At 61.0% G+C, this 19,820-nt stretch carries 17 protein-coding genes and 2 tRNA genes; 7 read left to right on the top strand and 12 right to left on the bottom strand.

All coding sequences use genetic code 11. The annotated features are described in order from the left end of the window. Nucleotides 1-2 precede the first annotated feature (2 nt). The 3 genes from murA to leuC form a co-directional block, all read right to left on the bottom strand. Nucleotides 3-1,328 carry a UDP-N-acetylglucosamine 1-carboxyvinyltransferase gene (gene murA / locus ACRQHG_RS01315; protein WP_087070890.1) on the bottom strand — a complete coding sequence of 442 codons (1,326 nt, stop codon included), beginning with the start codon at nt 1,326-1,328 and terminating at the stop codon, nt 3-5. 89 nt (nt 1,329-1,417) lie between these two features. Further along, nucleotides 1,418-2,068: a 3-isopropylmalate dehydratase small subunit gene (gene leuD, locus ACRQHG_RS01310; RefSeq protein WP_435713288.1), complete on the bottom strand. Its 651-nt coding sequence runs from the start codon at nt 2,066-2,068 to the stop codon at nt 1,418-1,420. A gap of 13 nt (nt 2,069-2,081) precedes the next feature. Next, nucleotides 2,082-3,494 (bottom strand): 3-isopropylmalate dehydratase large subunit, encoded by a 1,413-nt coding sequence (gene leuC / locus ACRQHG_RS01305; protein WP_435713289.1) that lies wholly within the window; start codon nt 3,492-3,494, stop codon nt 2,082-2,084. A 275-nt stretch (nt 3,495-3,769) separates the two neighbouring features. Here leuC and ACRQHG_RS01300 point away from each other — a divergent pair, with 275 nt between their 5' ends. Continuing rightward, nucleotides 3,770-4,531: an IclR family transcriptional regulator gene (locus ACRQHG_RS01300; RefSeq protein ID WP_051278627.1), complete on the top strand. Its 762-nt coding sequence runs from the start codon at nt 3,770-3,772 to the stop codon at nt 4,529-4,531. A 23-nt stretch (nt 4,532-4,554) separates the two neighbouring features. Here ACRQHG_RS01300 and ACRQHG_RS01295 read toward each other — a convergent pair whose 3' ends face one another. Then, complete coding sequence (locus tag ACRQHG_RS01295) at nt 4,555-5,817, bottom strand: glycosyltransferase family 4 protein (protein WP_435713290.1); 1,263 nt, start codon at nt 5,815-5,817, stop codon at nt 4,555-4,557. A gap of 195 nt (nt 5,818-6,012) precedes the next feature. Here ACRQHG_RS01295 and def point away from each other — a divergent pair, with 195 nt between their 5' ends. Together def and ACRQHG_RS01285 are read left to right on the top strand one after the other, a co-directional pair. Beyond that, nucleotides 6,013-6,570 carry a peptide deformylase gene (gene def / locus ACRQHG_RS01290; RefSeq protein ID WP_026429473.1) on the top strand — a complete coding sequence of 186 codons (558 nt, stop codon included), beginning with the start codon at nt 6,013-6,015 and terminating at the stop codon, nt 6,568-6,570. A 69-nt stretch (nt 6,571-6,639) separates the two neighbouring features. Further along, nucleotides 6,640-7,557, top strand: coding sequence for a ChbG/HpnK family deacetylase (locus ACRQHG_RS01285; protein ID WP_435719364.1), 918 nt, complete (start codon nt 6,640-6,642; stop codon nt 7,555-7,557). Nucleotides 7,558-7,595: 38 nt separating this feature from the next. Here ACRQHG_RS01285 and ACRQHG_RS01280 read toward each other — a convergent pair whose 3' ends face one another. From ACRQHG_RS01280 to gltX, 6 genes are all read right to left on the bottom strand, one after another. After that, nucleotides 7,596-8,261, bottom strand: coding sequence for a hypothetical protein (locus ACRQHG_RS01280; protein WP_435713292.1), 666 nt, complete (start codon nt 8,259-8,261; stop codon nt 7,596-7,598). Further along, nucleotides 8,239-8,472, bottom strand: coding sequence for a hypothetical protein (locus ACRQHG_RS01275; RefSeq protein ID WP_026429476.1), 234 nt, complete (start codon nt 8,470-8,472; stop codon nt 8,239-8,241). Before ACRQHG_RS01275 ends, ACRQHG_RS01280 begins: the two co-directional genes overlap by 23 nt. A gap of 211 nt (nt 8,473-8,683) precedes the next feature. Continuing rightward, nucleotides 8,684-8,756 (bottom strand) — tRNA-Glu (locus ACRQHG_RS01270). Nucleotides 8,757-8,781: 25 nt separating this feature from the next. After that, nucleotides 8,782-8,853, bottom strand: a tRNA-Gln gene (locus ACRQHG_RS01265). 215 nt (nt 8,854-9,068) lie between these two features. Further along, nucleotides 9,069-10,106 carry a hypothetical protein gene (locus ACRQHG_RS01260; RefSeq protein ID WP_435713293.1) on the bottom strand — a complete coding sequence of 346 codons (1,038 nt, stop codon included), beginning with the start codon at nt 10,104-10,106 and terminating at the stop codon, nt 9,069-9,071. A gap of 29 nt (nt 10,107-10,135) precedes the next feature. Continuing rightward, nucleotides 10,136-11,638, bottom strand: a complete 1,503-nt coding sequence (gene gltX / locus ACRQHG_RS01255; protein ID WP_435713294.1) for a glutamate--tRNA ligase — start codon at nt 11,636-11,638, stop codon at nt 10,136-10,138. 25 nt (nt 11,639-11,663) lie between these two features. On the opposite strand from gltX, the gene ACRQHG_RS01250 reads away from it, so the two are divergent. The 4 genes from ACRQHG_RS01250 to aroE all read left to right on the top strand — a co-directional run bounded on the left by ACRQHG_RS01250 (nt 11,664) and on the right by aroE (nt 16,653). Next, nucleotides 11,664-12,857: a MalY/PatB family protein gene (locus ACRQHG_RS01250; protein ID WP_435713295.1), complete on the top strand. Its 1,194-nt coding sequence runs from the start codon at nt 11,664-11,666 to the stop codon at nt 12,855-12,857. A 138-nt stretch (nt 12,858-12,995) separates the two neighbouring features. Beyond that, nucleotides 12,996-13,739 (top strand): fumarylacetoacetate hydrolase family protein, encoded by a 744-nt coding sequence (locus tag ACRQHG_RS01245; RefSeq protein WP_101595075.1) that lies wholly within the window; start codon nt 12,996-12,998, stop codon nt 13,737-13,739. A gap of 69 nt (nt 13,740-13,808) precedes the next feature. After that, a complete protein-coding gene (locus ACRQHG_RS01240) occupies nt 13,809-15,791 on the top strand; it encodes an AMP-dependent synthetase/ligase (protein ID WP_435713296.1) in 1,983 nt (660 codons plus the stop codon). A gap of 4 nt (nt 15,792-15,795) precedes the next feature. Then, nucleotides 15,796-16,653: a shikimate dehydrogenase gene (aroE, locus tag ACRQHG_RS01235; protein WP_435713297.1), complete on the top strand. Its 858-nt coding sequence runs from the start codon at nt 15,796-15,798 to the stop codon at nt 16,651-16,653. 40 nt (nt 16,654-16,693) lie between these two features. Here aroE and nhaC read toward each other — a convergent pair whose 3' ends face one another. Beyond that, on the bottom strand, nt 16,694-18,295 hold the full coding sequence (gene nhaC / locus ACRQHG_RS01230; RefSeq protein ID WP_435713298.1) for a Na+/H+ antiporter NhaC: 1,602 nt from the start codon (nt 18,293-18,295) through the stop codon (nt 16,694-16,696). Between the two features lie 115 nt (nt 18,296-18,410). Next, complete coding sequence (locus ACRQHG_RS01225) at nt 18,411-19,583, bottom strand: MalY/PatB family protein (RefSeq protein ID WP_435713299.1); 1,173 nt, start codon at nt 19,581-19,583, stop codon at nt 18,411-18,413. Nucleotides 19,584-19,820: the final 237 nt, after the last annotated feature.

The following is a 19,820-nucleotide window of genomic DNA, read 5'->3' as shown; positions in this document are numbered from 1 at the left end:
CCTTAGGCATCCAGCGGCGTGACGTCCGCCCCTAGGGCCTGGAGTTTATCCAGGAACTTTTCGTAGCCGCGGTCGATAATATCCACCCCGGAGACCCGGGATTCCCCTTCGGCCGCCAGCGCGGCAATGAGGTGGGAGAAGCCCCCGCGCAGATCGGGAACCACAATATCGGTGGCCCGCAGCGGGGTGGGCCCTTGGATAACGGCCGAGTGGTAGAAGTTGCGCTGCCCGAAACGGCATTCGTGCCCGCCCAGGCATTCGCGGTAGGTCTGGATATTGGCGCCCATATCCCGTAGCGCTTCGGTGAAGCCGAAACGATTTTCGTAGACGGTTTCGTGGACGATGGACATGCCTTCGGCCTGGGTGAGGGCGACGACGAGCGGCTGCTGCCAGTCGGTCATGAAACCAGGGTGCACATCCGTTTCAAAAGATACGGATTGCAGAGCGCCACCCGGGTGCCAGAAACGGATGCCGTCGTCACGCACATCGAATTTCCCGCCGACTTTCCGGAAGAGATTGAGGAAAGAAGTCATCGACTGCTGTTCGGCCCCGCGCACGAAAATATCACCGCCGGTGGCCAGCGCGGCCGCCGCCCAGGAACCCGCTTCGATGCGGTCGGGTAGCGAGGTATGGGAGTATCCCACCAGTTCATCCACGCCTTCCACCCGGATAACGCGATCGGTATCCACAGAAATAATCGCGCCCATTTTCTGGAGCACCGCAATGAGATCCATGATTTCCGGTTCCACCGCGGCATTGGACAGCTCGGTTACGCCTTCCGCCATGACGGCGGTGAGGAGAGTCTGTTCGGTGGCTCCCACGGAAGGATAGGGCAGGCGCACCGGCTTGGCCCGCAGGCCCTTGGGCGCCACCAGGTGCATACCCGTTTCTTCCTGGACGCGCTTGGCACCGAATTCTTCCAGCACCCGCAGGTGGAAATCCACCGGACGCGAGCCGATATGGCACCCGCCCAGATCCGGAATATAGGCTTCGCCCAGGCGGTGCAGCAGCGGGCCCGCAAAAAGAATGGGGATACGGGACGAGCCGGCCAGCGCGTTCACTTCGTGCGGATCGTGGGGCAGGTGAATATCACCGGGGGTGATCTCCACGGTTCCGGCTTCCGGTTGGTAGTTGACTTCTACGCCGTGCAGGCCGAGTAGCTCCGAAACCACGGTAACATCACGGATTTGCGGCACATTGCGCAGCACGGATGTTTCTTTGGTGAGCAGGGAGGCAACCATGGATTTCGACACAAAATTCTTTGCGCCGCGCACAGTAATCTCACCGCTCAGGGGGACTCCTCCGCGAACCACAAGTTGGGACACCATACTCTCCGCCTTTCTCGCGTGTCACAGGTACCCAGCCAGCATACCGGCCCGCGGCCGGTTTCCGGAGTTATGAGGATATCCGGGTGGCGTTATGCCTGCGAATCTGGATCCGGGCGCGCCGAGCGGACCGGTACCTCGGGTAGGTGCCGCTGCGGCAGGGTACGCGGAGTGAAACCCGGCTGGCGAGCTTCGTATTCCTCAATGAGGGAGATATCACGCAGGGTCAGAGCGATATCATCCAGGCCTTCCATGAGGCGCCAGCGGGTATACGGGTCGATCTCAAAGGGGTAGGTGAGATCGGCGCAGCGCACCTCGCAAGCGTCGAGGTCTACAGTCAGCTCCCGGCCCGGCTTTTCTTCTAAAAGTTCCCACAGCCGGCTGGCGGCGTCGTCGCTAATCTGCCCTGCAACCAGGCCCTGTTTTCCCATATTGCCGCGGAAAATATCACCGAAACGCGGGCTGAGGACGGCGCGGAAGCCGTAGTCTCGTAGCGCCCACACGGCGTGTTCGCGCGAGGATCCGGTCCCGAAATCGCGCCCGGCCACCAGAATGGAGCCGGCCGCGTACGGGGCCTGGTTGAGGATAAAGGCGGGGTCTTTGCGCCGTTCGTGGAAGAGGGCGTCCTCGTAGCCGCTTTTGGTGATGCGTTTGAGGTAGCGGGCCGGCAGGATTTGGTCGGTATCCACCTCGGTTTCGCGCAGGGGGACGCCGATGCCGGTGTGCTGGGTGAAAATCTCCACGGGCGTGTTCTTTCTACGCTGTAGGGGCGAGGTCGGCGGGATGGGAAATATGGCCGGTCACCGCGGTAGCGGCGGCCACCAGCGGCGAGACGAGGTGGGTGCGCCCGCCCGGGCCCTGCCGGCCGCGGAAATTACGATTGGAGGTCGAAGCGCAGCGTTCCCCCGGGGTGAGCTGGTCCGGGTTCATGCCCAGGCACATGGAACAGCCCGCATTGCGCCATTCGGCGCCGAAAGCGCGGAAGATTTCATCCAGGCCTTCAGCTTCGGCCTGGAGGCGCACCCGCGCCGATGCCGGCACGATCATGACACGCAGGTCTTTGGCTTTGTGCCGCCCGCGCCACACCGAGGCAACCGAGCGCAGATCTTCAATGCGACCATTCGTGCACGAACCAATGAAAACGGTATCCACGTGGATATCGCGCATGGGCGTACCCGGCCGCAGGTCCATATAGTCGAGGGCTTCCCGCGCGGCTTGGCGCTCTTTTTCTTCCGGCAGTGTGTCCGGATTAGGGACGACGCCGGACAGCGGCACCCCCTGCCCGGGATTCGTTCCCCACGTGACAATGGGCTCAATTTCGGATGCCTCAAGAACCACTTCGGTATCGAAATGCGCATCCGGATCGCTATACAGCGTGGACCAGTAGGCCACCGCCGCGTCCCAATCCGCCTCGCGCGGGGCGTGGGGGCGCCCGCGCACGTACTCCACGGTGGTGGCGTCCGGGGCGACGAGCCCGGCGCGTGCTCCCGCCTCAATGGACATATTGCAGATCGTCATACGCGCTTCCATGGACAGCGCCCGGATGGCTTCCCCGCGATACTCAATAATGTGCCCGGATGCTCCGTTCGTTCCGATTTTAGCGATGACGGCGAGGATAATGTCTTTCGCCGTCGTCCCTTCGCGCAGGGTGCCATTGACGGTAATGGCCATATTTTTGAAACGCTGGAGGGGCAGGGTCTGGGTGGCGAGGACATGCTCGACTTCCGAGGTGCCGATGCCGATCCCGATGGAGCCGAAGGCGCCGTGGGTGGAAGTGTGGGAATCCCCGCACACAATCGTCATACCCGGTTGGGTCAGGCCCAGCTGCGGGCCGACCGCGTGAACGATTCCCTGGTCCGCGTGGCCGAGGGAATAGATCGGGATGCCAAATTCCGCAACGTTCGCGCGCAGGGCATCCACCTGCTTGCGCGAGGTGGTATTAGCGATGGGGCGATCAATATCGATGGTCGGGACGTTGTGATCTTCCGTGGCCACGGTGCGTTCCGGGCAGCGCACCGGCCGGCCTTCCAAGCGCAGCCCGTCGAAGGCTTGCGGGCTGGTCACTTCGTGGATGAGATGCAGGTCAATATAGAGGAGGTCCGGCGTGCCTTCCTCGCCACGCCGAACCAGATGGGCGTCCCAGATTTTATCCGCGAGCGTGCGTCCCATCCCTACCCTCCTCTTCTCTATTCCGGGGAATTATCCCGGGTTCTTTTTGCGGTTACTCTGTCTACTCTTCCAACGGTGATCGGTTGTGGTGGTCCGCGGGCTAGTTTACCCAGTTCCGTCCACATGGCAAGATGAAATTCTCACATTCTGGACGCTGTTGCTCATGTGGTGCGACTGCCGCGGGGCTGCGCGCGGCACGTAAAAGGCGCGTCGCTGCGCGCGGCACCACAGTGTGGACGTTTGCATCTCACTTATTGAGATGAGAAAATCTCGGTATGGTTGATTCTCCTCACGCTCAGCCTGCGCCCGCCCCGGAGGGAAGTGGTGTGGGCGTTCTCGATAAGGCTGCCGCCGTGCTCGATGCTCTCGAGGCCGGCCCGCAAACATTAGCGCAATTGGTGACCGCCACCCATTTAGCAAGGCCGACGGCGCATCGCCTGGCCGTCGCGCTGGAATACCACCGTTTCGTTTCCCGCGATAACGAAGGGCGTTTTTCTTTAGGGCCGCGCCTGGGTGAGCTTTCCTCCGCTACCGGTGAAGATCGCCTTATTGCCGCGGCGAATCCGGTGCTTATCGCGCTGCGTGACCATACCGGGGAATCTTCTCAGCTTTACCGACGCCAGGGCGACCAGCGTATTTGCGTGGCGAATGCCGAACGCACGATGGGCTTGCGTGATTCCATCCCGGTGGGTGCTTCTCTATCGATGAAGGCCGGCTCTGCGGCCCAGGTGCTGCTTGCTTGGGAGGAGCCCGATCAATTGCATCGCGGTTTGCAGGGCGCTTCCTTTACGGCCACGAATCTTTCCGCGGTGCGCCGGCGCGGCTGGGCGCAGAGCGTGGGCGAACGTGAAGCCGGGGTGGCTTCTATTTCCGCGCCGGTACGCGGGCCGAGCGGGCGGGTTATTGCCGCGGTGTCTATTTCTGGGCCGCTGGAGCGGATGGGCCGCCAGCCCGGGCGGGTGCATTCGGCCGCGGTGGTGGCTGCAGCCGGGCGCCTCACCGACGTTCTACAAACAACCGAGGGCATTAACGAGTAAAGGTAGTAGCGAGTAGCCGAGTACTATTGCCCGCTGCTATTCCGGATGGCCCGCTCATATTCAGCGAGGACCAAGGGCACTACCTCCTCCCAGCCGTATCCGGGCGCCACGCTCGCATTGTGGTGGGCGATCCGGGTGCGCAGCGCGGTATCCTCCGCCAGGCGGGCCAGCTGTGCAACCATATCCGCATCGGTTTCCGCCAGGAGTGCTGAGCGCCCGTCCTCCAGAAAATCATCAGCTCCGGTTCCGGCCGGCGAAACAATGGGTAGGCCAGCTGCCCGCGCCTCCAGGGTGGCAATCCCGAAGGCTTCCCGGCGTGAACTGGTGAGATAGATATCCGCGTGGCGGTAGGCCCCCATGAGCCCGGCCCGGTCTGTGCGACCGGGAAGATGAAGCCAGCCGCTCCCGGGGCCAGAGCCGTTGCTGAGGCGCCCGTGAGCCCGCCCGCGCCGTTCTAATTGGGAGCGTAACGGGCCATCCCCGTAAATGGTGAGGTGAATATCCCGCCCGGTGAGCTGGCGCGCACCTGCCACGCAATCAATGAGAGCCGCATTGCGTTTGCGCGGGGCCAGGCGCCGCGCTGCCACAACCTCAAGCCGCCTTTCCGAGCTGCCGCCTGAAGCGCCAGTTGCGCTGCCACTTGCGCTGCCACTTGCACCGGCATCACAGCCGCCACCGGCGCCGCCAGCTGCGCCGCCGCTTGCGCCACCGAGCGCCTCCGCACGTGCGAGGCGATAAGCGGCAACCGCGCGCCACTCCCCCAGATCCACACCATTAGGAATAACCGCGACGTCGCCGCCCACGGCCCGGCGTACCTGCCCGGCCACCCACGTGGATACCGCATTATGGACGACGCCGCGCGCCGTGACCCAGCGCAGCGGAGCAAGCAGCTTTTCCACCGGATCCAATACACAGTGCCAGGTGACAGTAGTGGGGATACCTTCCGCGGCGGCGATACGCATCGCGGCCCAGGCGAAAGGTGACACAACTCCGGCCTGAATATGCACCACATCCGCACCCCGCATCGAGGCACGCAGCTGGGCGCCGTGCCCCGGGGAGACCGGGAGGTTACCGAAGAGTGCAGAGGTTATGCGCTGGACGGGAAGGCCCGCCACGATATCGCGATCCGGCGGGCTTCCGGGAGCCGGAGGCGTATCACGCGGGGTGGCGGTGATGACCAGCACCCGGTGGCCCGCCCCCTGCAAGGCCAGGCCGAGATCCCGGGTTTGAGCTTCAATTCCGCCCAAGCGCGGCAAGAAGCAATCCGAGACGAGCGCAATGCGCATAAGCCCTCACTTTCGCACAGAGATCCCCTCACGGCGGAGCCCCTTGACCGGCTACCCCACCGGTGGCGGGGTAGGTGCGGCGTCGTTCCTTTTCCTAGCGTCAGCTTAGCGCCCGCCTCCGACAGAAAAAGACCACCCGAAATTTTTAAAACGGAATGCTCTTTGCCTGGGCGCTCCCGGGCCTTAAACTAAAGCATGGCTATTCTTCCTATTTACATCACCGGCGATCCCGTTCTGCATCGTCCGGCCCAGCCCATTACGGAATTTAACGAGGAACTGGCTCAGCTGGTCGAAGATATGTATGAGACCACCGTGGCCGCTCCCGGGGTGGGGCTGGCAGGGCCGCAAGTGGGCATTGGCAAACAGATTTTTGTGTGGGTTTACGCCGATCAGGATGAGGCTCCGGAGCGCGGCGTCGCCATTAATCCCACGTTGTTTATTGAACCTGTTAATCCGGATGAAGAGCCTTTCGAAGAAGGATGCCTATCCTTCCCCGGCGAACAGTATCCCCTGGCGCGCTCCCCGCACGCTTTGCTACGGGCGCAAAACGAAAAGGGCGAGCATTACGAGATTGAGGCAACCGGGTGGTTCGCTCGTATTCTCCAACATGAATACGACCATTTGACCGGGCATTTGTACGTGGATCGGCTCACCGGGCGCGAGGAAGCCGCGGCCAAGCGGGCCAAGCGTGAGCACGGCTGGGGCAAGAAGGGAAATACCTGGCTGCCCGGGCGTGACAACCTCGAAGATTAGTCCTTCCGCTCCCGCGCACCAGCGGCGCGGACTCCCATTCATTTTTTGTTCATATTTCGGTAACGTGAGATGGATATTTTTGGCGACATGATTGCATCCCAGCCCAGCTCCTCGGCCCGCACCGTGGCGGTGTGCGCGGATGGGCTGGGGCGCAATCGTGCCCTGAATAACCTCATTATCGAGATGCTGGAACGCGGACACGCCACCTGCGCCACCCTCCTGGTAGCCGCTCCCGCGGCGGATCATGCCCTGCGTGCTTTGGCGGCGGTCGGCATTGATCCGGGGCGGATTCTGCTTGGTTTCGCTATTAGTTCGCAGGGGCCCGGGGCTCCATGGCGCGCCGTCGGCCCGCACTCCTCAAGTTTGACGGACCGCGGCGGGCGCTACCTTTCCGCGGAAGAAAGCGCCGCTCCCCCGCAGCTCGTGCGCGAAGATATCCTCACGGAATTGGCTGCGCAATTCTCCTGGATGGAGGATCGCGGGTATCGCCCGGCGGGTATTGCCGGGCCGCGCTACGGTCGCGATTTTCGCGGGCGCGGCCTGGTGATTGATTGTGCGCTGGAGTTTTGCGCGCGTGTTGGGGTGCCGTTGCGGTACGCGCGCCGGGGTGATCCGCTTGTGGCGGCCTCGCGTTACCTGACGAATCGTGATGCAGAGCTCAGGGAAGGTGCGGCGCGGCACGCGAACTCCGGTACCGATGCGGATGTGGTAGCTGCGCACGCGCGGCGCGTGGAACGTGCGGATACTCTTGGGGTGCTTCTTCCGAACGACGTCGTTTTCTTCCCGCCAGAGTTCCCCACCGATAGTTACGGGGAATTACGCCATGCCTACCTTTCGGCTTTGGAGGAATGCGCCGGTCCGGCAATCCAGGTGGTATTCACTCCGGCCCGCGAGGATAGCGGAGCGGGGCGCGGGGAATGGGAAACCCGGCTCATGCGCGATCCCTCATTCTTGCGGGCGGTAGCGAGGGCGCGGTGTGCTGCATAGTGACCCTTATTTCGATGGTGCACATCGGTATTGGGCCGCTATATCAACCCCAATTCTTTAAGCACCGCCATAGCTTCTTCGGGATGTTCGCGAACCACCGCGCGGGCTTGTATGCTTTCCCAGTCAGAGCGTCTTTCTAACAGGATTTTCTCAGTACCCGGTTTACAGTGTGCCCCAAACTCATGAAGGATAAACAAAAGAACATCCTCCATACACGGGCGAAATCTTTTTGAGCCAAGCGGAATATGCAGATCCGAAATTGGAGGTGTTCGTCCCTTTAGGTTAGCTCTTTTCCTTGCTCGAGCTGACAGCCCACCGTCCACCATCGCATGAGTCCATATATCCCTGTGAGCATGAATCTGCACATGCGAACTCGGCACATCGGTAGAACGCGGCTGGCGGATATAGTCCCATCGAATCATGGGTTCGCTTCTTTTTGAGTGCAGTCGCAATGTAAAACTAGACTGCCCCACCGTTAAAAACTGCTCGAGGCGAGAGAGGAAGAGACTGTAGTCGAGTTCCAGATACAGGCGCATATGATCCAACTGGATACCAACAGTCCCTTGTATGCGCTGAGTCGATTGCCGATAACCCGTAGCTTCGTCCGTTACGAAGGTGAAGTCATCATCAAATAGCCGTGCAACTCCGATAAGATCGCCGGCGAACTGCTGTACCTTTTCGCTAAGAACGTCCGGCCGCTGCAAGTTCTTTTTCCTTCAGCTCTTCTTCACGGTAGAACTCCACGAAGCCTTCGAGTGCTTCAAACTCTGGACGTAGTGCAGCCTCTTTGTCATTCATCCAGTAGTTTTCCGCTCGTTCGTTATAGTCCTCGCGGGTGGTGCGTAGCTCGTCCAAAATCTCATTCTGACGGGCGAGTACTTGGTCGAGACTTGTATATCTTCCTCGGATAATCATGTGGTGACACCTCCATCCTTATGGCCCCAGCCTAATAGAAATAGTGCGCTGCGCAAATAGGAAGTTAATAGAAAAGTTGCCGTCTCCAACCCGAACTTTCACCTGGAATAATAACGAAATAGCGTACATTTCAGTTTCTGAAAGCGCCATTCGTATCGTCGCGGCGGAACGACTCAAGGCGGGAAAACCGAAACTTTCCCACCTTGTGCTGTACCCCGTACCGGATTTGAACCGGTGTTACCGCCGTGAGAGGGCGACGTCCTAGGCCGCTAGACGAACGGGGCCTATGAGGATGCCGAAGCATCATCGCTGGGGTACCAGGACTCGAACCTAGAATGGATGAACCAGAATCACCTGTGTTGCCAATTACACCATACCCCAAGGGTGTGGACCTCAGAATCATTACGTTCCCGAGGACGACAGATAAAGAGCTTAGTGGAATCTCCTCAAGCTGGCAAATCCACTAGACGTGTGACGCACCACGTTCTCGGCCCGCGCTAGTTCAGGCGGCACACACGTTCAAACTGCACCCTGCACCGGTGCAAACGGCCGGCCAGCTCGAACTGCACCCGCGAAAGCAATGCCGAAACCCGCCGCTACCATTCACGCACGCGGCCCTGCCGCGCAGCTTCTTCCCGCAAGGCCTCCGGTATCCGCAGCCAGATTCGCGAGCCGGGCGTGCAACCGGTGAGCATCGTATAGCCGTCACAGACAGGCAGCGGGGAAAACATAGTGCGCACGGCCCCGGCGATGGTGATGTCCACAGCGTCGTAATCGCGGCGGGCCCGCGTCCAATTAACCGTGTAGGTATCCAGGCCGTCAAGGGTCTCCGGACTCCACATCCGATCCAGGGGAATCTGGAGCGGGTAGCGCTTCACCAGCGTGATCCAGTCCTCCGCGGTTACAATCCGAAAGATTCGCGACTGATCCGGCTGCGCCACCTCCGGGAGTTCGGTAGCGAGCAGGTGGGAGCGCGGGTAGTCGCCGGCGTCGTCGCCGAAAAACGACCAGGTGCTGGAGAGCTCCCCGAGGGAGTGTCCGGCGAAGAACTCGCCCACGTCGAAACTGAGGTAGCTGAAGGCAAGATAGTCTTCCGGGCGTGCCGGATTATCCGCCGGGCCGAGGATCTCGATGATTTGCGAACTGATATCCCAGCCAAGCGGCCTACGGCTGCGGCGGGAGCGGTGACTGCGGCGGCGGCTGGGCAGCGCGACCTCGTGGAGGCGTAACTGCCCAGGCCCGAAACCGACCTCCCATTCGGGTGGAATGCGCTGCTGAAGTGCAGAATCCAGCGCAGCGGCATCGCGCACACTCAAGGCCCAATCCGCGGCAAGAACGCGCTCAATATCCGCGTTAAAAGCAAAATGGATGGAAAACTCCCCCAGCGCCAAATTCGCGCGCTGAAAAGGCCCCAGCTCAGCTACCAGCCAGGACGGTTGGGGATTTTCCGCACCGCATAGCTCCACCCGCGGGACGCACTCCACGCTGCCATCATCCATGGTGAGGGGTTCGAAGAAGATCCGGCCGCCTGCGCCCGCAGCTACCCGCTCCCAGGCCCTTCCCCAGGCACGCAGGTAGGTTCCCTGCGCGGGAAAAGACGCGGCGGGCCGCGGCGGCGGCGTACATACCACCATCGCGGCCCTCCTCACGCGCGTATGAGCGCTTACCCGGAAATTTTTTCCAGGAGTTGGTCAATGCGCGCCACCGCTTCCTCACGCCCGAGGATAGCGATGGAGTCAATCACCGGAATGGATACATTCGTGCCCGTCATCGCCACGAAAAGCGGGCCGAAGGCGAAGCGCGGTTTGATACCGAGGCCCTCCACCAGCGCCGCATCGAGAGCGGGCTTAATAGCTTCCGGCGTGAAATCATCCAGAGCGCTCAGGGCCTCGCGAGCGCCGCGCAGCGCTTCGGGCGCCGAATCGCGCAGCTTGGAGAGGGCTTTCTCGTTGTAGTCCAGCTCCGCCGCGCTCACGAAAAGGAAGCCGAGCAGATCCCGGGCCTCCCCCAGCAGCTGCATGCGGGTCTGCGCCAGCGGTGCCGCCGCGTCAAGAATTTCCCGTTCGCGATCCGTGAGCTCCTCATAGGCGCCGCCACTCAGCACCTCGCTGAGATAAGGAACGAGGCGCCGGGTGTAATCGGCCACGTCAAGGAGACGGATATGGTCCGCATTAATGGCCACGCACTTTTTGTCATCAAAACGTGCCGGATTCGGATTGACATTGTGGATATCGAAATGCTCCACAAGTTCTTCCTTGCTGAACACATCGCGTTCGGCGGAGAACGACCACCCGAGCAGGGCCAGGTAGTTGAGCAGGCCCTCCGGGATCATGCCGCGTTCGCGGTGGAGCAGCAGATTCGATTCCGGATCGCGCTTGGACAGCTTCTTGTTACCCTCCCCCATCACGTAGGGCATATGGCCGAAGCGCGGCGTCCACTTCGCGATGCCCAGTTCTTCCAGGGCACGGTAGAGCACGATCTGGCGCGGCGTGGAGGAGAGCAGATCCTCCCCGCGCAGCACATCCGTTACCTCCGTGAGGGCATCGTCAATGGGATTGGTGAGGGTGTAGAGCGGATCGCCATTGGCGCGCACAATCACGTAATCCGGGGTGGAGCCGGCGCGGAAAGTAATATCCCCGCGGATCACATCGGTGAAGGTAATATCCTCATCGGGCATGCGCATGCGCAGTACCGGTTCGCGCCCTTCCGCGCGGTAGGCGGCCTTTTGTTCTTCGGTGAGGTTGCGGTCATAGCCGTCGTACCCGAGCTTGGGATCCTCCCCGCGTTCGCGGTGGCGCGCCTCGATTTCCTCCGGGGTGGAGAAAGATTCGTAGGCATAGCCGCGTTCCAGGAGCTGAGCCGCGACCTTGCGGTAGATATCCCCGCGCTGGGATTGCCGGTAGGGACCGTGCGGGCCGCCCACCTCAACTCCTTCATCCCAGTCCAGCCCGAGCCAGCGCAGGGAATCAAGAATCTGGTGATACGACTCTTCAGAATCACGGGCTGCGTCGGTATCTTCAATGCGGAAAATAAAAGTTCCACCCACGTGCCGGGCGTAGGCCCAGTTAAAGAGGCAGGTGCGTACCATACCGACATGCGGGGTGCCGGTGGGTGAGGGACAGAAACGAACTCGGATCTCGCGTCCGGTAGCAGTTGTGATAGCCATGATGGGTTAAGGATACGCTACGGATATGACATATGATTTCGACACTCGCACCGTCTCCGATCTCATCGCGCAGGGCTCGCATAAGTGGTCTGCTTTCGGGGATGCCATCGCCATGTGGGTGGCCGAAATGGACTTGGGAATCGCGCCGGAAATTCGCGATTACCTGGTGAGCGCAGCGCAGCGTGGCACCCTCGGCTACCTTCCTCCCCGCGAAATTCCGGGGATTATGAACGCAGTTTCCACGTGGCTCGGCCACTTCGGCCCGGCACCCGACCCGGAGCGCATGTTCCTCATTCCTGAAGTTCTCAGCGCATTGCGGATCACGATTACCCAGTTCACAGCCCCGGACGCTCCGGTGATTGTCCCCACCCCGGCTTATATGCCGTTCCTCACACTTCCCGGTGAGTACGGGCGGGAGGTGCGCCAGGTGCCCTCGATTTTCCGCGAGGGTCGCTGGGAGCTGGACCTCGAGGCGCTGGAACCGGCGCTCACCCCCGGCTCCCTCCTGGTGTTGTGTAATCCGTGGAACCCGGCGGGCCGATGTTTGACCGGTCCGGAGCTTGACGCGGTTGCGGCCGTGGTGGAGCGGTGCGGGGCCCGGGTTTTTGAGGATTCCATTCACGCCCCGGTACTCATCGACGGCACCTACGTTCCTTACGGCCCGCGCAGCGCGGCCACCCGCGCGCATACGATCAGCGCGATTAGCGCGACGAAGGGCTGGAATATCCCCGGCCTCAAGGCCGCGCAGCTCATTTTTTATAACGACGACGACGCAGCCCGCTACGCGCCCCATGCCAATGCCTGGAGCTCCCCGACTTCCACGCTGGGAGCCCGGGCCACCACAATTGCCTTTACGCAGGCGCTGGATTGGAATCGCGAGGTGTGCTCCTATATTGGGGACACTCTGCGGATCGTGGAGGAGCGGGTCCGGGCCTGGCCCGGGGTACGCATGGCCCACGTGGAAGGTACCTATATTGCTTTCCTCGATTTTTCCGAGGCGGAATGTGTGCGCGCGGAGGAGGAACGTGCCCGCAAAGAGGGGCGCGAGCCGAAGGGCGCCGTCGCCGCGATATTGGAGCGGACCAATGTGGCACTCACGCCCGGACGGGCATCGGGCACCGGTTATGAGCAATGGGCACGCATGGTGCTGGCCACCCCGCGCGCAATTGCGCTGGAGGCCCTGGATCGGATCGAAGGGCTGCTGGAAGCGGGAGCATGACGTGTTTTGAACGCACCTTCGGGGCGCCGCGCAACGCGCGCGCACGAACGCGGCGGCGTAACGCAACCGCAAGCCAATTTCAACGCTCCTTCGGGGCGCCTGTCGCTAAAGTCTAGGTGAAATACTAAGGTTAATGATATGAAAATAGCACGCTTGAGTTTGAGCCAGGGGCCGCGCTACGCGGTCTACGACGAAGGCGCCGATGACTTCGTTATCCTCGCCGATGATCCGATTTTCGGGGAAATTCAGCCGACCGGGGAACGGGTGGCCGCCGCCGATGCCGTGCTCCTCTCCCCCATGATTCCGCGCTCGAAGGCGATTGGCTTCGGTAATGCGACCGCGCCGGGCGCCACCGCCGCTGATCTTTTCTTCTTCATGAAACCCAATACGGCGGTATGCGGGCCCGATGATCCGATTATTATTCCGGAGTGGGCCAGCGAAGGCCTCGCCCACGAAGTGGAGCTCGGAATTATTATCGGCCGGGTTGCCAAGGATGTTCCCGAGGAGCGCGCGCTGGAGGCCGTTTTCGGTTACACCATTATTAATGATGTGACGGCCCGCGGGGATGTGAACGGGGCGCAGAAGATGTTTGATACCGCGCTGCCGGTGGGCCCCTATATTCTCACGGATATTGATGTGAGTGATCTGGCGATGACCTCGCGGGTGAACGGGGAAACCTACACCCGGGCGCGGACCTCCGATTATCCGCTTTCCGTGGCGCAGTCGGTGGCGGCGGCGTCGCGGCGCTGCACCCTGCTTCCCGGCGATATTATTCTGCCCGGTGCTTTTAACGGTGAGCCCCCGCTGAAAGCGGGCGACGTCGTGGAATGTGAAATCGAAGGTTTCGGGGTGCTGCGCAACCCGGTCCTCGCGGCGAACTAAATAAAGCGGGCATCAACTACACAACCGGGGCCGCACCCGCGCCGCGGGCAGGCCCATGCAGGAGGATAGATGAAGAAGCATCGCGATGGTTCCCTATCGCAAAAAGCTCCTTTCAAAAACGAGTCGTATCACACGGTTCCGTGGCTGCTCGCGCAGCGGCAACGCAAGCATCCGCGTGATATCGCGGTGCATATCCAGAGCTCGATTGGTGGGAACTGGAAACCGTTGACGATTACGGAATTCCTCGAGCAGGTGCGGCTCACCGCCCGCGGGCTCATCGGCCTGGGGCTCGGGCACGGCGAACGCATCGGCATCCTCGCGGCCACCTCCTACGAATGGGCACTGCTCGACGCAGCCGCTTTGCATATCGGGGTGGTGCCGGTCCCTATTTATGAAACAAGTTCCGCCAAACAGATCGCGTGGATGGTTGCCGATGCGCAGATCACCCATATTTTCACCGATACTCGCGCCCACGCGGAACTGGTGGATTCGGTGACCCCGCCCGCGATTCCGCCCGCAACCGTCATGACGGAAGATTGGCGCGCCGCGCTCAATGCCGCGGCCCTCGAGGTTCCCGAAGAGGACCTGGATGCCCGCATCGCTGCGGTCACGGCCGATTCGCTCGCCACCATTATTTACACCTCGGGCACCACCGGGGATCCCAAGGGCGTGGAGCTCACCCACGGGAATTTCGCGCGTACCGTGCTGGGAACCTGGCATTACGAACCGGAGATCCTCAATAATCCGCAGGCTTCGCTGCTGCTCTTCCTCCCCATGGCGCATGTGATGGGGCGGATTTGCGCCTACTTCGGGCTCGCCACCCGCATTTCGGTGGGCTTCGTGGGGAATCTCAAGAACCTCATGAGCGACCTGGAAACTTTCAAACCCACCCTGCTGCTGGTGGTGCCACGGGTGCTGGAAAAGGTCTATAACGCGGCCGAGGCGAAAGCCGGGGCGGGCCTGCGGCGTCGGATTTTCCGGTGGGCGGCCGATATTGCGGTGCAGAACGGCACCCGGCGCCGGCGCAGCCCCATTTTCGCAGTGAAACGCGCGCTGGCACGCAAACTAGTTTTCAATAAATTGCGCGAGGCGATGGGCGGGCGGATTCGTTTCGCGATTTCCGCCGGGGCGCCGCTGGGCACCCGCCTGGGGCGCTTCTACCGCGGCATCGGACTCACGGTTGTGGAAGGTTACGGCCTCACGGAAACCACCGGTCCGGCAAATGCCACGCGCGCGGCAAATCCCGTGCTGGGTACCGTTGGATGGCCGCTTCCGGGCATGCGTATGAAACTTGCCGACGACGGCGAAGTCTTGGTCAAGGGCCACTCTGTCTTCCGCGGTTACCATAACAATCCCGAAGCTACCGCGGCTGCCTTTGCGGACGGCTGGTTCCACACCGGGGATCTCGGGACGCTCGATAAGCGCGGCAACCTCACTATTACCGGGCGGAAGAAGCATCTTATTGTGACGGCCGGCGGTAAGAATGTGGCGCCGGCGGTGCTGGAGGATAAGCTGAGCTCGCATCCCCTTATCTCCAATGTGGTGGTTTTGGGTGACGGGGAGCCCTTCATTTCCGCGCTCATTACTCTGGACGCGCAGATGCTTCCCTCCTGGCTTTCCTCGCACGGTTTGCCGAAGATGAGCCCGGCCGAGGCGATGAATTCCGAGGCCGTGAATGCTTCGCTCCAGCGCGCGATTGACCGCACGAATGCTCAGGTTTCGCGGGCGGAGTCCATCCGGAAATTCGTGATTGTGCCCGGTGATTTCAGCGAGGCGAATGGCCTGCTCACGCCGTCGCTGAAGGTGCGCCGCGAAGTGGTGCTCGAACGGTACCGCGATGTGGTGGATGGTATTTACGGGGCGAATCATTCCGAGTCCACAAAGAAATCGGAGGCGAAGGAACGCCGGCGGGCGGCCCGAAAAGAACGGCGGGTACAGCGCCGGCTTGAACGGCTGCGGCGGCGCGGCGGGCGCGATGGGCGTGGCACGGCCGGGCAGCTCGGGGAGCGCTCCGGGCAGCAGCCTGGCGAGCCGGCCGGCGGTGAGAAGTAACGCGATGGGGATTGATGGGCGGACGGTTAGTTATGCCGTCATCGGGCACCCGGTGGGCCATTCCCGCTCCCCCGCCATGCATAATGCTTCTTTCGGACACCTGGGTGTAAACGCTGTTTACCTGGCTTTTGATATTGCTCCGGTTGCGGGTGCACGGGCGGTCACGGCTTTGCGTGACCTTGGTTTTGGCGGTTTTAACGCGACGATGCCGCATAAAACTGCCGTGTATGAGAGCGTTGATGAACTCTCCGACGACGCCCGTCTCATGGAGTCTGTAAACACTGTTCACATCCGCGAGGATGGGAGCACGGTTGGTCACAATACCGATGGCCGCGGTGCTTTTGCGGCGGTCCGGGCAGCCGGATACGATCCTGGCGATTCGGTGGTGATTCTAGGGGCGGGTGGAGCTTCGCGCGCGATCTATACCCGAGCTGCCCTCGAAGGGGTGTCCCATATCCGAGTCTTTTCACGGCGCGGGCAGAATTACGAGCGCGCTATCGAGATTTTGGCTCGTTTGCGTGCCGAAACCGGTGTGGATGCCCAGCTTTGTGACCTTTCCGACGAAAGCGCGCTGCGCAGCGAGGTTGAGGCTAGTTCCCTTCTAGTCAATGCCACAAGCGTGGGGATGAGTGCCCATCCGGGTGCTCTGATCCCCGAAAGCTGGCTGCACCCGGGCCATATTGTTTTTGATGCGGTGTACGAACCGCTGGAGACGGAGCTGCTGCAGCGCGCTCGCCGCGCCGGCGCGGGATGCGTATCCGGCCTGGATATGCTGCTGTGGCAGGGCGTTTTCGCCGAAGAAATCTGGCTGGGCCGCACCGACATTCCCGTGGAGGTCATGCGGGCGGCCCTGTGCCAGTAGATTATCGCGCTCGATAGCGGGTTTATCTTTCCCTTTCGCGCTAGTTTTCTGCTCTATGTGCGCCGGTACCACCAGCGGATTCAACCAGAGCAGCTTCCGGATCTGCTGCGCTCGGGCCGGGAGTGCCATCGCCATAGCGAATAATATGGTTCTCGTTCATATCGTCTTCTTCGAGCATCCGCAGCTGTTCCTCACGGCTGAGCATCTGAATACCCCAGCCGGTTGCGGCCAGGATAAGCGCTACGATCATGCCGGACCAGTTAACAACAGCCCACGGAACGTATTGCAGCGTTTCTACCCCGAGGGTTGCCGCCATGTATGCACCGGCGGCCGTCCACGGGAATAGCGTTTCGGTCACGGTCACAGAGTCCTCGAGGGTACGCCCCAATGTCATGGGGTGATAGCCGCGGCGCACATATGCCGGGCGCAGTACTTCGCCGGGCATAATGACGGAGATTTGGCCGTTACAGGTCACCGAAATGGTTCCCAGCCCCACGCCGATGGTGCTGGCGACCAAGCCGAAGCGCGACTTGACGCGGTGCAGCAGCTTCTCAATAAGGTAATCGAGTGAGTGCGAAACACCCATAATTCCAGCGAACGCCAAGGCGCAGAAGCAGATAGCCAGGGTTCCCAGCATAGAGTTCATTCCGCCACGTTCCAGCAGGGTCACCATGTCATCGCTGGGGGTCAGGCTGGCCCATTCGGGCCGCTGAATCATATCCAGGTTGAAGCCTTTGACAAGCGCGGTGAAAGCGTCCGCAATACTCGACTTCTGGAAGACGAAGGTATTGAAAAGGCCGAGGGCAACACCCGCCATCATGACCGGAATAGTCGGGAAACGTAGCGCCGCGCCAACAAGGACGACAATAGGGGGCACCAGAAGCCACGGAGTGAGGTGGAAGCCGGCCGCTAATTGGTCAAGAGTTTCTTGCACCGCGGAGGTATCAACTCCAGCGGCGGATCCCTTGATCCCCACGATCGCGAAAACAATAACGCCGATGATGAGCGCGGTTCCGGTGGTCCATGTCAGATTCTTGATATGGGTGAACAGCGGCACGCGGGTAATCATCGCGGCGATATTTGTCGAATCGGATAGCGGGGAGAACTTGTCACCGAAGTAGGCACCGGAAACAACCGCTCCCGCGATCATTGGCAGATCAGCACCCAAGCCGATGGCGATACCCATAAAGGCGACGCCGATGGTGCCTGCGGATCCCCACGAGGTTCCGGTGCAGAGCGATACGACGGCGGTACCGAGCAGGGCGACCAGGGCCAGCCACCGCGGGTCAATAATGGCCAGGCCCCAGTACACGAGATACGGGATTGTTCCTGAGATCATCCACGCGCCGATGAGTAACCCGACGGTGAGGAGGATGAGGAGCGCCGGCCAGGCTTTCGCGGTCTTTTCAGCTACGGATTCTATCATCTCATCCCAGCTGTATCCCAGATATTTTGCAACGCAGGCGGCGACCGCTGCCGCTGCGATAATCATGGGTTCAACAGGCAAATCAAAGCCGATGTATCCCCCGCCGATAAACAATGCCAGGGAAATCACCGGCAAAAGCGCCAGGAAGACCGTTGGCTTCTTTTTCTTCATGTGTATCTCGGCCTCGGTGCCGGGATTATTTTCCGAAGTCATCATTGATCCTTTCGCTGTGTCGATGACGACAATTCCTCGGTGAATATGCGGCGGGTGCCCTATGCGAAAACAGGGACCTACCACAGCTCGGGTCACGAAGGGCTGCCCGCGCGCAGCCTTATTTCAGTTTCTGCGCCGCTGCTTCGCAGCGTTGCAGTGCGGCGTCAAGAAGTGATTGGGGAGCTGCCAGATTGAAACGCAGATAATCCCGCCATTGCGCTCCGAAGCCTTCGCCGTAGGAAGGGTGTACTCCGGCTGCGGTGCACACCTCTTTGGCCGTAGCCGCGCCAAGCTTCCCGGTATCACACCAAAACAAATAGGTAGCTTCCGGAATAGCGGATTTTTCCTTTGCGAATAGCGCCGCGATCCGCGGGGCGAAGTGCGCCATATTGTTATCGATATAGGCGAGCGTGGTATCGAGCCATTCCTCGCATTGGGTCCAGGCGGCTATCGCTGCGGGGATAGCGAAATAATTGGGGTTATGGAAACCTGCCGCGCGTAATCCGTCCCGTATTCTGGTGCGCAGTGCGGGATCGGGAACGATGAGTGCCGAGGCTTCTAGGCCGGCGATATTGAAGCTCTTCGATGGAGAAAGCGCTGTGATGAGGCGAGACCGCAATCCAGCATCCGCGTAGCGTGCGAGCGGTGACCATTGCTGCCCGGCGCGCAGAATATCGCAGTGGATATCGTCAGAAAGGACGAGGCATGAGCTCTGGGCCAGCAGCGCGGCGAGCCGTTCAAGTTCCTTTAGGGTGAAAGCACGCCCGGTTGGGTTGTGGGGATTGGTGAGAATAAAAAGATCCGCATCGGGCAGCATGGTGGCAAGCTGGTCAAAGGGAATTTGCCACGCGCCATCTGCGTAGCGCATCGCTGGTTCGGTCACCTGGCAGCCGCAGCGGCGCACCACTTCAATGATGGGGTCATAAGCCGGCGAGAGCGTGATGACCTTCGCTCCCGCCGGCAGCATATGGGCGCAGATCATCGCTGTTGCTTCCACAATGCGGGGAACGAAAACAACGGATTCTTCGCCAAACTCGGTACCGTGCCGGCGCGCGAACCACGACGTACACGCGTCCGCAAAATCAGGGAAAACCTCGGTGTAGCTGTAGATGCCCCGAGCCGCGGCATTCGCAATGGCAGATCGAATTGCCGGGGCACACGCGAATTCCATCTCCGCAACGGATAGGGAGATGTGGTCAGAAGGCAGGCTTTCCCATTTAGCAGACCAGGTACCACGCCGGTTGATCAAGCGATGGCGCTCCTCGAAGTCACCTGCACTTATGCGCATCATTGCAGCCTCCTTGCCACAAAGGGAGGTGAACTTCTTTGAACACTCACCCTTTGTTTTGTTTCAAAACATACTCGGAGAATAGTAGTTTTGTCAACGTGAGAGTTTTATTATCACGACGTGGTGGGAGGTGTCATCGAAAGGTAGGGACTGCAAATATTAAGGGTTAATAGACAAATGGTGGGTCTTATATCCGGGGTTTGCCCCGCCATAGCAACGAAAAGTCGGCCTTATTGAGGT

It is taken from the genome of Actinotignum vesiculae (assembly GCF_051267215.1).
GTDB classification, from domain to species: Bacteria; Actinomycetota; Actinomycetes; order Actinomycetales; family Actinomycetaceae; genus Actinotignum; species Actinotignum schaalii.
Note: the sequence above shows the minus strand (reverse complement) of the source record. Positions and strands in the feature narration are given on the sequence as shown.

Bases quoted from the DNA above. Each gene is read 5' to 3' on its own strand.
- aroE (WP_435713297.1), top strand. From the start codon at position 15,796: ATGGGGATTGATGGGCGGACGGTTAGTTATGCCGTCATCGGGCACCCG.
- ACRQHG_RS01245 (WP_101595075.1), top strand. From the start codon at position 12,996: ATGAAAATAGCACGCTTGAGTTTGAGCCAGGGGCCGCGCTACGCGGTC.
- ACRQHG_RS01275 (WP_026429476.1), bottom strand. From the start codon at position 8,472: ATGATTATCCGAGGAAGATATACAAGTCTCGACCAAGTACTCGCCCGT.
- gltX (WP_435713294.1), bottom strand. From the start codon at position 11,638: ATGGCTATCACAACTGCTACCGGACGCGAGATCCGAGTTCGTTTCTGT.
- ACRQHG_RS01240 (WP_435713296.1), top strand. From the start codon at position 13,809: ATGAAGAAGCATCGCGATGGTTCCCTATCGCAAAAAGCTCCTTTCAAA.
- ACRQHG_RS01225 (WP_435713299.1), bottom strand. From the start codon at position 19,583: ATGATGCGCATAAGTGCAGGTGACTTCGAGGAGCGCCATCGCTTGATC.
- ACRQHG_RS01295 (WP_435713290.1), bottom strand. From the start codon at position 5,817: ATGCGCATTGCGCTCGTCTCGGATTGCTTCTTGCCGCGCTTGGGCGGA.
- leuC (WP_435713289.1), bottom strand. From the start codon at position 3,494: ATGGGACGCACGCTCGCGGATAAAATCTGGGACGCCCATCTGGTTCGG.
- ACRQHG_RS01285 (WP_435719364.1), top strand. From the start codon at position 6,640: ATGGATATTTTTGGCGACATGATTGCATCCCAGCCCAGCTCCTCGGCC.
- murA (WP_087070890.1), bottom strand. From the start codon at position 1,328: ATGGTGTCCCAACTTGTGGTTCGCGGAGGAGTCCCCCTGAGCGGTGAG.
- nhaC (WP_435713298.1), bottom strand. From the start codon at position 18,295: ATGATGACTTCGGAAAATAATCCCGGCACCGAGGCCGAGATACACATG.
- def (WP_026429473.1), top strand. From the start codon at position 6,013: ATGGCTATTCTTCCTATTTACATCACCGGCGATCCCGTTCTGCATCGT.
- ACRQHG_RS01260 (WP_435713293.1), bottom strand. From the start codon at position 10,106: ATGGTGGTATGTACGCCGCCGCCGCGGCCCGCCGCGTCTTTTCCCGCG.
- ACRQHG_RS01300 (WP_051278627.1), top strand. From the start codon at position 3,770: ATGGTTGATTCTCCTCACGCTCAGCCTGCGCCCGCCCCGGAGGGAAGT.
- ACRQHG_RS01250 (WP_435713295.1), top strand. From the start codon at position 11,664: ATGACATATGATTTCGACACTCGCACCGTCTCCGATCTCATCGCGCAG.